This window comes from Cyanobium sp. N5-Cardenillas (genome assembly GCF_024345515.1).
Classification (GTDB): Bacteria; Cyanobacteriota; Cyanobacteriia; order PCC-6307; family Cyanobiaceae; genus Cyanobium.
In genome coordinates this window covers 1-11,051 of the sequence record NZ_JAGQBG010000096.1, presented here as the reverse complement: position 1 = coordinate 11,051, position 11,051 = coordinate 1, and the positions used below count along the sequence as shown (strand labels likewise).

The 11,051-nt window shown below is 69.8% G+C and carries 12 protein-coding genes; 6 read left to right on the top strand and 6 right to left on the bottom strand.

Translation table 11 applies throughout. The features are described 5' to 3' along the window. The 4 genes from KBZ04_RS09110 to KBZ04_RS09095 form a co-directional block, all read left to right on the top strand. A partial coding sequence (locus tag KBZ04_RS09110; RefSeq protein ID WP_409995956.1) for a phospholipase D-like domain-containing protein occupies positions 1-1,342 on the top strand: 1,342 nt, incomplete at its 5' end. A 17-nt stretch (positions 1,343-1,359) separates the two neighbouring features. After that, complete coding sequence (locus tag KBZ04_RS09105; protein WP_254991638.1) at positions 1,360-1,620, top strand: hypothetical protein; 261 nt, start codon at positions 1,360-1,362, stop codon at positions 1,618-1,620. Between the two features lie 38 nt (positions 1,621-1,658). Then, positions 1,659-2,861: an FAD-dependent monooxygenase gene (locus KBZ04_RS09100; RefSeq protein ID WP_254991637.1), complete on the top strand. Its 1,203-nt coding sequence runs from the start codon at positions 1,659-1,661 to the stop codon at positions 2,859-2,861. A 35-nt stretch (positions 2,862-2,896) separates the two neighbouring features. Next, on the top strand, positions 2,897-3,361 hold the full coding sequence (locus tag KBZ04_RS09095; protein WP_254991636.1) for a hypothetical protein: 465 nt from the start codon (positions 2,897-2,899) through the stop codon (positions 3,359-3,361). Here the strand turns inward: KBZ04_RS09095 and KBZ04_RS09090 are convergent. Together KBZ04_RS09090 and KBZ04_RS09085 are read right to left on the bottom strand one after the other, a co-directional pair. Next, entirely contained in the window at positions 3,342-3,584 is a 243-nt protein-coding gene (locus KBZ04_RS09090) for a hypothetical protein (RefSeq protein WP_254991635.1), read from the bottom strand. The two genes, KBZ04_RS09095 and KBZ04_RS09090, sit on opposite strands and share 20 nt — an antisense overlap. A gap of 16 nt (positions 3,585-3,600) precedes the next feature. Beyond that, positions 3,601-4,011: a hypothetical protein gene (locus tag KBZ04_RS09085; RefSeq protein WP_254991634.1), complete on the bottom strand. Its 411-nt coding sequence runs from the start codon at positions 4,009-4,011 to the stop codon at positions 3,601-3,603. Between the two features lie 131 nt (positions 4,012-4,142). Between KBZ04_RS09085 and KBZ04_RS09080 the strand changes: the two genes are divergently transcribed. Together KBZ04_RS09080 and KBZ04_RS09075 are read left to right on the top strand one after the other, a co-directional pair. Then, positions 4,143-5,789: an alpha-D-glucose phosphate-specific phosphoglucomutase gene (locus tag KBZ04_RS09080; protein WP_409995955.1), complete on the top strand. Its 1,647-nt coding sequence runs from the start codon at positions 4,143-4,145 to the stop codon at positions 5,787-5,789. 13 nt (positions 5,790-5,802) lie between these two features. Further along, positions 5,803-7,158 (top strand): carbohydrate porin, encoded by a 1,356-nt coding sequence (locus tag KBZ04_RS09075; protein WP_254991633.1) that lies wholly within the window; start codon positions 5,803-5,805, stop codon positions 7,156-7,158. A gap of 27 nt (positions 7,159-7,185) precedes the next feature. Here KBZ04_RS09075 and gltS read toward each other — a convergent pair whose 3' ends face one another. From gltS to glsA, 4 genes are all read right to left on the bottom strand, one after another. Then, complete coding sequence (gltS, locus tag KBZ04_RS09070; protein ID WP_254991632.1) at positions 7,186-8,385, bottom strand: sodium/glutamate symporter; 1,200 nt, start codon at positions 8,383-8,385, stop codon at positions 7,186-7,188. A 6-nt stretch (positions 8,386-8,391) separates the two neighbouring features. Next, positions 8,392-8,853, bottom strand: a complete 462-nt coding sequence (locus KBZ04_RS09065; RefSeq protein WP_315860097.1) for a hypothetical protein — start codon at positions 8,851-8,853, stop codon at positions 8,392-8,394. A 126-nt stretch (positions 8,854-8,979) separates the two neighbouring features. Next, positions 8,980-9,984: an AI-2E family transporter gene (locus KBZ04_RS09060; protein WP_254991629.1), complete on the bottom strand. Its 1,005-nt coding sequence runs from the start codon at positions 9,982-9,984 to the stop codon at positions 8,980-8,982. Between the two features lie 74 nt (positions 9,985-10,058). After that, a partial coding sequence (gene glsA / locus KBZ04_RS09055) for a glutaminase A (RefSeq protein WP_254991628.1) occupies positions 10,059-11,051 on the bottom strand: 993 nt, incomplete at its 5' end.

The following is an 11,051-nucleotide window of genomic DNA, read 5'->3' as shown; positions in this document are numbered from 1 at the left end:
CCCCGCACCGGCCGCCCTGAGCGGCGGCGCCCCCCGGGCCCTGCCCCTGCCGGCGGGCATTCGGGTGGCCTTCAACCACCGCGGCGACAGCCGCTACCGCAGCCCGATCAGCGGCCAGTGGCGCCAGGGGGATGACCTGGAGGCCCTGTTGCTGGAGAGCATCCGCGAGGCCCGCGTGGAGATCCTGGTGGCCGTGCAGGAGCTCTCCCTGCCGGCGGTGGCGGAGGCTCTGGCGGAACGCCACCGCCGGGGCGTGCGGGTGCGGGTGGTGCTGGAGAACCTCTACAGCACCCCCTGGAGCCAGCAGCATCCCGTTGATCTGCCGCCCCACCAGCGCCAGCGCCAGCAGCAGCTGGCCGCCCTCGGCCAGGGGGACGCCGTCGCCGTGCTGCAGCGGGCCGGCGTGCCCCTGCTCGACGACACCGCCGACGGCAGCCGCGGCAGCGGCCTGATGCACCACAAGTTCCTCGTGGTCGACGGCCGGGTGGTCGTCACCGGCTCGGCCAACTTCAGCCCCTCCTGCATCCACGGCGATGCGGGCGCGCCCAGCACCCGCGGCAACGTCAACCATCTGCTGCGCTTCGACAGCCCCGCCCTGGCCGGGGTGTTCGCCGCCGAATTCGCCCGGCTCTGGGGCGATGGCCCCGGTGGAGCCCCTGACAGCCGCTTCGGCATCGCCAAGCAGGGCGGACCTGCCCAGGTGGTCGACGTGGCTGGCACGCCGGTGGAGGTGCTCTTCTCCCCCCACCGCCGCCGCGACCCCCACCACGGCCTGGCCTGGCTGGAAACCAAGCTGGCCGCCACCAGCCGGCGCCTCGATCTGGCCCTGTTCGTCTTCTCGGGCCAGAACCTGGCCGACCGGCTCCAGGAGCTGCATGGGCGGGGCGTGAAGCTGCGTCTGCTGGCGGATCCTGGCTTCGCCAACCGGGCCTTCAGCGAAACCCTCGACCTTCTCGGCGTGACCCTGCCCGACCAGGACTGCAGGATCGAAGCGGGCAACCGGACCTGGAGCACCCCGCTGGAGGGGGTGGGCACACCCCAGCTGGCCGGGGGCGACAAGCTGCACCACAAATTCGCCGTGCTCGATGGCCGGGAGGTGATCACCGGCAGCTTCAACTGGAGCCCCTCAGCCGCGTTCCAGAACGATGAAACCCTGCTGCTGATCCGCTCCCCCCTGCTGGCCCGCCACTTCGAAGCGGAGATCGACCGCCTCTGGCGTGGGGCCGAACTGGGCGTCAGCGGCCGGCTGGCCCGCCGCATGGAGCAGCGGCGGCGCAGCTGCGGCAGCGGAACGCAGCGGGCCGCCGAAGCCGCGCCCACGGCGGCGACTACGATTCGGTAACGCTCAGTACACGATCCATGGACCCGGTGTCCACTCCCGCCGCCCCCACCAGCTCCCGCCAGGTCACCCCGCGCCTGGATGCCATCAACCTGATGCTGCGGGACCTTCACACCCGCCACGACGAAATCCGCCACCGTGCCGCCTTCCGGGGCTGCACCAGCGAGTTGCTGACCGTTCAGCAGGAACTGGTCGACTACCTGCTCAGGATGAAGAACTCCCTCCAGGGGGCGGAGACCGCCAACCCTGAGGAAGGCCTCAACTACAACTCCTTCACCTGAGCAGCCCGTCCGGTCCCCCCGCCAGCCGGGTGGTGGTGGTGGGGGCCGGTCCCGCCGGCGCCAGCCTGGCCCTGCTCCTGGCCCGCCGCGGCCTCCCGGTCGACCTGATCGACGCCTGCGGCCACGGTGGCCGGCCGTTCCGCGGCGAGGGACTAATGCCCAGCGGTCTGGCGGCCCTGGCCGCCATGGGCCTGCAACCCCTCCCCCCGGCGGTGGCCCAGCGTCCACTGACGGCCTGGAGCTTCTTCCTCGACGGCCAGCGCCTGTTCGAGGCGGCCGAGCCCATGGGCAGCCCCGTGCCCTGCACCCTGATCGACCAGGACTCGCTGCTGCAGGAGCTGCTGGCCCAGGCGGGCCGGCAGCCGGGCTTCCAGTTCCACGAGGGCCAGGCCGCCACCGACCTGCTGCGGCAGGACGGCCGCATCGCCGGGGTGCGTCTCGCGGACGGCACCGCCCTGGAGGCCGACCTGGTGGTGGCCTGCGATGGCCGGGAGTCGCTGCTGCGCCGCAGGGCGGAGCTGACGCTGGAGAGCGCCCCCAGCCCCCTCGACGTGCTCTGGTTCCGGCTGGAGCCCCCGGGGGCCGAGGACCTTGTGCATTGGCTGGCGGGCCGCTTCGTGACCGTGGTGGGCGCCGCCGGCAGCTACGCCCTGTTCCCCTCCGCCCGCGGCGGCGTGCAGCTCGGCTGGGCGATGGAGCCGGGTCGCGCCGCCCCGTCCCCCACCCCGGCCAGCCCCGGGGAGTGGCTGGCGCTCTGGGCCCGGGACGCCCCCCAGCTCCTGGCACGGTTGCTGCGGGCCTTGGCGGCGGCGTCCGTGCAGGGGCCGGTGCGGCTGCCGGTGCGGGTGGGGCTGTGCCCGCGCTGGCAACGGCCGGGCCTGCTGCTGCTCGGCGATGCCGCCCACCCGATGAGTCCGCTGCGGGCCCAGGGCATCAACATGGCCCTGCGCGACGCCCTGGTGGCCGCCGGGCAGCTGGCGCCTGCCCTGCTCGAGGGTGGCCCTGCCGCCATCGATGCCGCTGCTGCGGCGATCTGCGCCGAGCGGCTGCCGGAGATCCGGCGGATCCAGCAGCTGCAGCAGGAGGAGGCCCGACGGGCCGATCTGCTGCGGCGGCGACACCTCCTGCGGAGCCTGCTGGCCCGTAGCGCCCGCTGGAGCGGCCCCCTGCTGGAGCGGCGCTGGCGGGCCAGCCAGCGGGAGCTGCGCAACGGCGTTGCGGCGATCGCCCCGGACCTGTGAGCGGCGGCCATGATTGGGTGACCTCTCCGCCAGCCATGGACCGGACCGTTCCCGTCACCCGCCCCGGCCCACGCCACCTGAGAGCGTCCCTGCCGCAGCTGGCCCTGCTGGCGAGCCTGCCGTTGCTCGGGGCAGAGCCGCTGCGGGCCGCCCCGGAGCCGCCCCCCTTTCCGCCCTCCGCCGAATTCCGCTCCCTGCAGCTGATCACCCTGGCCTGCAGCCGCGAAAACACGGCCGAACCCTGCGACAAGGCCCGCAGCCTCGCCGACCCCCTGCTCGACCACCCGCGCCTGCCGGCCAGCTGCAAGGACACGCTCTGGACGATCCGTCAGAGGTCGGTGGTGGCCGCCAGCAACAGCTTCGAGCGTCGCGAACCGATCGACAGGGCCGCCCGCAGCCTCACGGCCGTTTGCCGCCTGCAGTTAGCCGTCCCCAAGCCGGCGGCCAATGCCGCCCCCAGGCAGGGGGGCCTGAACCTGATCAATCCCAATCAAAACTGAAGCGCTGGCCGGGCAGCAGCCGCTGCAGCTCCTGGGTCAGCTCGGCCATCATCAGACGGCTCATCTCGGGATGGCCACGCAGGTCTGCCACCAGCTCGGCCACGTCGGCGCTGGTGAGGCCGTGGTTGCTGATCTTCGCCTCGACGCGGTCGCGAAACTGCTCGAGCAGCTGGACCTGTTGCGGCGACAGGGAGCCGTCATCCGAGGGGTGCTTGACGTCCATGGAGGGCGAGAAGAGGTCAGGGTTGGGGCTTGGTGGCCTGGGGGTTTCCGGCCGCCGGGGCCTCAATTAACGCCAGCAGCCGGGTCGCGGTATCGCGCATGAAGGCCAGGCTCATCGGGGTGACGACGGCGGCCTTGTCGGCCAGCTGGCAGAGGGGGTTGCGATCGCCCTTTGCCTCACAGCTGCTGGAGAGCCCCAGCAGGGCATTGGTGAGCTTGCCCCGCAGGCAGGTTTCGGCTCCGGCTCCGGCCAGCACCGCTTCGGCGGCGGCGTGGGTACGGTCCACGGCTTCGGCATAGGGAAGGGCCTTCGGTGCGCCCATCACCGCCGCCCGCGCCGAGGACAGGCTCAGCACGACAGTTCCTGCCGCAGCGACGGCGGTGGTGGCGCCGAGGGCGGCGGAGGTGCGCAGGGCGGCGGGGAGCATCCGTAGAGCCATGGGATCAGCGCAATTGGCTCCAGGCTAGCCAGCTCTGTCAGCGCGACCAGAAACGGGGCGGCCGGAACGGTTAGCGGAGGTAGCTTGGGGCTCCCCCCCGACCCCCCAGGACGCCGGCCATGGCGATGACGACCGAGCTGCGTCAGGTGGCGCTGGAGCGACCCTTCGACGACCAGAAACCCGGCACCTCCGGGCTGCGCAAGAGCACGGCCCGGTTCCAGACACCCCACTACCTGGAAAGCTTCATCGAGGCCTCCCTGCGGGTGGTGCCCGGGGTCGCGGGGGGAACCCTGGTGGTCGGCGGTGACGGCCGCTACGGCAACCTTGCAGCGATCAGCGTCATCGCCCGCATGGCCGCGGCCCATGGGGTCAGCCGCCTGATCACCACCACCGGCAGCATCCTCTCCACCCCGGCCGCCTCCCACCTGATCCGCAGCCGCGGCGCCGTGGCCGGGATCATCCTTTCGGCCAGCCACAACCCCGGCGGCCCCCACGGCGACTTCGGCGTCAAGATCAACGGCGCCAACGGCGGACCGGCACCGGAATCGGTCACCGATGCCATCCATGGCGCCACCCTCAGCCTGGAGGGCTACCGGATCCTCGACGCCGAGTCCCTCAACCTGGACGCCCCCGGAACGACCAGCATCGGTTCCATGGCCGTGGAGGTGATCGACGGGGTCGATGACTACGTGGCCCTGATGCAGAAGCTGTTCGACTTCGACCGCATCGCCGCCCTGCTGCGGGGCGACTTCCGGGTGGCCTTCGATGCCATGCATGCCGTCACCGGCCCCTATGCCAGCCGCCTGTTCGAAGGGCTGCTGGGGGCCCCGGCCGGCACGGTGCGCAACGGCGTGCCCCTGGCCGACTTCGGCGGCGGCCATCCCGACCCCAACCTCACCTACGCCCACGAGCTGGCCGACCTGCTGCTGGCCGGCAACGCCTACGACTTCGGCGCAGCCTGCGACGGCGACGGCGACCGCAACATGATCCTGGGCCGGAACTGCTTCGTGAATCCCAGCGACAGCCTGGCCGTGCTCACCGCCAACGCCACCCTGGCCCCCGGCTATGCCGATGGCCTGGCCGGCGTGGCCCGCTCGATGCCCACCAGTGCCGCCGCCGACGTGGTGGCCACCGAGCTGGGCATCCCCTGCTTCGAGACCCCCACGGGCTGGAAGTTCTTCGGCAACCTGCTCGATGCCGGCCGGATCACCCTCTGCGGCGAGGAGAGCTTCGGCACCGGCAGCAACCACATCCGCGAGAAGGACGGCCTCTGGGCCGTGCTGTTCTGGCTGCAGATCCTGGCGGTGCGCGGCTGCTCGGTGGCGGAGGTGATGGCGGGCCACTGGAGCCGCTTCGGCCGCCACTACTACTCCCGCCACGACTACGAAGCCGTGGCCAGCGACGCCGCCCACGGCCTCTACGACAGGGTTTCCGGGATGCTCACCGCCCTGCCGGGCCAGGCCTTCGCCGGCCGCACGATCCGCGCCGCCGACGACTTCGGCTACACCGACCCGGTGGATGGTTCGATCAGCAAGGGCCAGGGCCTGCGGGTGCTGCTCGACGACGGCAGTCGGGTGGTGCTGAGGCTGTCGGGCACGGGCACCAAGGGCGCCACCCTGCGGGTGTATCTGGAGAGCTACGTGCCCCCCAGCGGCGACCTCGACCAGAACCCCCAGCGGGCCCTGGGGGATCTGATCGTCGCCATCGACGCACTGGCCGAGATCCGGATGCGCACCGGCATGGAGCGGCCCACCGTGATCACCTGAGCGGCCAGGCTCCATGAGGCCCCCTGGCGCCACCGTTGCCGGGCTGGCGGCGGCCTGGTTCGGCGGTGCCACGGGCCCTCTGCTGGCCCAGGAGCTGCCGCAGGTCGCGCCCCAGGCCGCCGTCGAGGCGCTCGAGGCCACCCGCTTCGCGCCCACGACCACCGTCAACCTGCAGATCAACGGCGTCCTGGGCGCCGTGCAGTACGCCGGCAGCGCGGTGGACAGCGCCAGCAACACCGCGGCGGGGGCGCCGCTGCTGAACGGCGTCAGCCTCAACCACGAGCTGCGCCTGACGATCGACACGAGCTTCACGGGCCAGGACCTGTTCCGGATCCGCCTGCGCAGCGGCGATTTCGCCCCCTCCGGCTTCTTCTCCAACCCGCCCACCCCCCTGAGCCGGCTGGATGTGGCCTTCCAGGAGCCGGCCTGCGGCGCGGGGGATGTGGCGTGCTCCGGTCGGCTGGTAAGCATCAACCGGGCCTACCTGCAGCTGCCGCTCAGCCCCGAGTTCCGGCTCAGCGTCGGGCCCCGGATCATGCAGCTCGACATGCTGCCGGTCTGGCCGAGCGTCTACAACGCCTCCCCGATCCTGGATCTGTTCCAGTTCGCCGGATCCCCGGGCACCTACAGCAAACGGCTGGGGGGTGGCTTCGGACTCTGGTGGCAGCCCCGGGGCGGGCTGCAGGGGCTGAGCCTCGGCTACGCCTACGTGGCCGGCCGGGCCGGGGGCAGCGAGCAGGGCGGCGGCCTCTTCTCCGGCTCCTCCTCCCAGACCAGCACCGTGCAGCTGGCCCTGAGCCGGCCCCAGTGGAACATCACCGGGGCCTACAGCTTGAGCGGCCCCCAGGTGCGGCTCCGGGGCACGCCCCTGGCCAGCGAGCTGGCGGCCGGCGGCCGCGACGGCAGCCTCGGATCCTGGTCGCTGGCAGGCTACTGGCAGCCCCGCCGCTCCGGCTGGCTCCCCTCGATCAGCGCCGGCTGGGGCCAGGACACGTTCCGCTTCGACGCCTACCCGGTGGCCGGCCTGTCTGGGGTGCGCAGCCGCTCCTGGTACACCGGTCTGGTCTGGAGCGATGTGCTGGGGGTGGGCAACAGCCTGGGCTTCGCCGTCGGCTCCCCCGCCCACGTGATCGCGATCCGGACCCCCAGCCGAAGCCTCGACGACCGGGGGCTGGCCGTCGAGGTCTTCTACCGGATCCAGGTCAGCGATGAGCTCTCGGTGACGCCGGCGCTCTTCTGGCTGAGCCGGCCGCGGGGCGCCCTCAGCGGCAGCACCGACCTGTCCCAGGCCCTTCTGGTCCCCGCGGCGTCAGGGGAAGCCAGCCTGGGTGTCTGGGCCGGCCTGATCCGGACGACCCTGCGCTTCTGAATCCTGCGCGCCAGAGCCCCCGCCGGATCAGCCGAACCAGTTCAGGAAGCGCTGGATCACCACGGCGTTGCTGATGTCCACGAAGAAGCCCGACACCAGGGGCACGATGATGAAGGCCCGGTGGGCGGCACCGTAGGTCTGGGCCACCGCCGACATGTTGGCCATCGCCGTGGGGGTGGCCCCCAGGGAGATGCCCCCGAAGCCGGCGCAGATCACGGCAGCCTCGTAATCGCGGCCCATCACCTTGAACACCACGAACAGGGCGAACAGGAAGGACACCACGAACTGGGCGGCCAGGATGGCCAGGATCGGACCCGCCAGGGAGGCGATGGTCCAGAGCTGCAGGCTCATCAGGGACATCGTCAGGAAGATGCCCAGGGAGATGTCCGAGACGATGGCCAGGGACCGGGGGGCGGCCAGGTGGCGGATCGGCAGCAGCCGCGGCACGGTGTTGGTGAGGATGATCGCCGCGAACAGGCAGCAGACGAACAGGGGCAGGTTGCTGCCGGCGGCCTTGAGGACTTCGTGCAGCAGCTCCCCCAGGCCCAGGCTGACGTTGAGCCAGAAGAGGGTGCCCAGCAGGCTGAAGTACGTCACCGGCTCCGGCTCCCTCTCCGGGGTGCCGCCTTCGGGCTCGGCCGCCGCCTGGGCCTGCGGCGTCTTGAGCCGGTGGCGGCGGATCAGGATCCGGGCGATCGGCCCGCCCATCAGCGAGGCCAGCACCAGGCCGAAGGTGGCGCAGGCGATGCCGATCTCGAGGGCATTGCTGATGCCGTGGCTCTCGGCGAAGCGGGGGGCCCAGGCGATCGCCGTGCCGTGCCCCCCCAGCAGGGACACCGACCCCCCCAGCAGGCCCACCAGGGGATTCAGCCCCAGCAGGGCGGCCATGCCGATCCCGGTGAGGTTCTGCAGGATCATGTAGCCCACGGTGGTGCCCACCAGGATCAGCAGGGGCCAGCCACCCGAGAGCAGGGTCTTGATGTCGGCATTGAGGCCGATGGCCGCGAAGAAATAGAGCAGCAGAAAATCCCGCGTCTGCAGATTGAAGCTGATCTCCGTGCCGTTGATGGCATGGATCAGGGCCAGCAGCAGGCAGACGAGCAGCCCACTGGTGACCGGCTCCGGAATGTTGAACTCCCGCAGGAAGCCCACCTTCCGGTTCAGCCAGCGGCCGATCGCCAGCACCACGATGGCGATGTTGAAGGTGGAAAAGCTCTCGAACTGCATGGCGGATCAGTCACAACCCTGGACGGAGATCCGATAGCTGAATCCAAGGGCGGCCGGCGTGGTGGACGAGCCCACCCGGAAATTCATCAGCCGGGTTCGCTTGCCGGGAACGGCCTGGAAGGGCCCGAACATCCGGCCCGTCCCAGGTTCGAACGTCGGTGATTCGTTGATCACCTGCAGGCTGCTGCCGTCGGTGAAGACCATGAAACCGGAGACCGGGAAGCTGGCGCGCTCGGTGGAGGCCGATGTGAAGAAGAAGCGATAACTGCGGAAGTTGCGATCCACGATGAAGTCGGTGTTCCAGTTGGTGCGGCCCACGAGCCGGTCCGGCCCGATCCGCTTGGACACCACCGGGTTGCCGCCGCCCCCCAGCGGCATCAGAAAGCGGCAGCTGGCCTGCGCCGCCGGAACCCCGGTGGCCGCCGCAGCGGCAAGGGCGGTGAGGGCGGCAACGATCGCGCGATTCACAGGCAAGGGTCAGCAAGAAGATCAGTGACGAGCAGCATGACAGCCGGCTGCAACACCCCCCACCGACGCCCGTGTGATGGCGATGCCGAACGCCGGCAAGACGGGGACCTGGCCGTGATCACTGGCCTAATCCTCACCAGCTGGTTTCAGGAGGATGGACTCCTGCTGCTGGCGTTCGGAATGAAGCCAGATTGCCATCATGCCGGCAATGGGGATCGAAAGGAACACCCCCAACAGGCCAGCGACCCGCTGTCCGATGAACAGGGCCAAAAAGAGAATCACCGGATTGAGCTCCATCGCCTGGCCCATCACCTTGGGCCGGACGATGTTGTCCTGAATCTGACCGAGCAGCACGGACGCGATCAAGGCCCGCAAGCCGATGTCTCCCCCCTGGGAGGTGAAGACCATCAACGAGATCAACACGATACCGAGGGTGGCGCCGATCCCGGGGATCACATCAAGGACTCCCACAATCACCGCAAGAATCAGGCTGTACTTCACTCCCAGCAAAGGGAAGATCACGGCCGTTGAAACGGTGAGAAACACCATCAGCAGCAGCTGGCCGCGAATGAATCCCAGAACGCTCTGCAGAAAGGTCTCGGCAAAACGATCACGGTGCTGCTCAGGAATCAGCCCCAGGAATCCTTTCCAGAGCTTTTCGCCATCGATCAGCATGTAGAGACTGATCACCGCACCAAAGATTCCCGTGAAGACCCCGGAAAACACGGTTTGCAGCAACCCCAGTCCCGTCAGTAAACCCTCCTGCAGCAACGTGGTGATTCGGTCGAATCCATAGGTTTTGAGGTACTGATGCAGGGGCGTGAGGTCCTGCTGTTTCAAGGTGCCTTGAAGATCCAGCAGCAGACCCTGGCCCTGGTTCAGCACCTGCAGGCCGATGCCAGTGACGAAGCCCACCAGAAGAATCAGGGCGCCGCAGGAAACGGCGGCAATCGACCATCCCCGTGGCAGATAGCGGCTCAGCCACTTCACCGGGACATTGAGAAGGGCTGCCACGATGGCGGCGGCCGTGAACACCGCAATCGTGCCTGAAAAGTAATTGAAGATCACCACCGTGACGCCGATACAGGCCACCAGCAGGAGATAGCGCACGAGATTGGTGGTGCTGATCATTGCGGTCAAACACCCCCTGCTGAGGCTGCATCGTAAACAGGCGAGGCCTTCATTTCCCTTGCAGCGGCCATGGCTCAGGGGCTCCCCTCAGGCCGGGAAGCGAACAGGTTCAGACCGAGCCGTTCGGAGAGGAAACGCGCCGTGAGCTGGCCGCGCACACTGTTGCCCGCCTCATCGAGGGGTGGCGAATACGTCGCCAGGCCCCCCTTGCCCGGGGCCACCGTGATCATGCCGCCGGCCACACCACTCTTCCCCGGCAGGCCAGTGGCGTACAGCCAGTCGCCGGAGGTTTCGTAGAGCCCCGCCGTCACCATCACCGCCAGCACGTGCTGGCAGTGGATCGCCTCGATCACCTGCTCACCCGTGACCGGCTGACGTCCGCCGTTGGCCAGGGTGGCGGCCATCACGGCCAGGTCGGCCGCCGAGACACTGAGGGAACACTGGCGGGTGTAGAGCTCGGTGGCCTCGTCGGGGTCCCACCAGATCCGCTCGTGATCACTGAGGAGGGAGGCCAGACCGGCGTTGCGGCGATTGCTGGCCACCTCCGAATCGAAGACCCGCCCATCGACCTCCAGCCGCCGGCCGGCGAAACGGGAGAAGCCGTCCTGGATGAAGGCCCACTTCTCCTCGCTGCTGGCCCCTGGCGCCAGGCTGGTGGCGGCGATCGCCCCGGCGTTCACCATCGGATTGGAGAGGCCCTCACCGCTGCGCTCCACCGCCAGGACCGAGTTGAACGGCAGGCCGGTGCTGTTGACACCGAGCTTCTCGCGGGCCTCCTCCTCCCCGATGGCCTGGCAGATCAAGGCGAACAGGAACGGCTTGGAGATGCTCTGAATGCTGAACGACTCCCTGGCTTCGCCCGCCTCGAACAACGCCCCCCCGCAACTCGACACGCAGAGCCCGAAGTGCTCGGGAGCGGCCGCCGCCAGGGCGGGGATGTAGTCGGCCACCCGGCCGTCCAGAACCGGCGCGAAGCGGCCATGGGCCTCCGCCACCAGCTCCTGCACCACCTCGGCGGTGGGCAGGTGGCCGTTGGACACCCATTCGGAGACGGACCACATGGCGGG

Bases quoted from the DNA above. Each gene is read 5' to 3' on its own strand.
- KBZ04_RS09105 (WP_254991638.1), top strand. From the start codon at position 1,360: ATGGACCCGGTGTCCACTCCCGCCGCCCCCACCAGCTCCCGCCAGGTC.
- KBZ04_RS09095 (WP_254991636.1), top strand. From the start codon at position 2,897: ATGGACCGGACCGTTCCCGTCACCCGCCCCGGCCCACGCCACCTGAGA.
- KBZ04_RS09090 (WP_254991635.1), bottom strand. From the start codon at position 3,584: ATGGACGTCAAGCACCCCTCGGATGACGGCTCCCTGTCGCCGCAACAG.
- KBZ04_RS09085 (WP_254991634.1), bottom strand. From the start codon at position 4,011: ATGCTCCCCGCCGCCCTGCGCACCTCCGCCGCCCTCGGCGCCACCACC.
- KBZ04_RS09080 (WP_409995955.1), top strand. From the start codon at position 4,143: ATGGCGATGACGACCGAGCTGCGTCAGGTGGCGCTGGAGCGACCCTTC.
- KBZ04_RS09075 (WP_254991633.1), top strand. From the start codon at position 5,803: ATGAGGCCCCCTGGCGCCACCGTTGCCGGGCTGGCGGCGGCCTGGTTC.
- gltS (WP_254991632.1), bottom strand. From the start codon at position 8,385: ATGCAGTTCGAGAGCTTTTCCACCTTCAACATCGCCATCGTGGTGCTG.
- KBZ04_RS09060 (WP_254991629.1), bottom strand. From the start codon at position 9,984: ATGATCAGCACCACCAATCTCGTGCGCTATCTCCTGCTGGTGGCCTGT.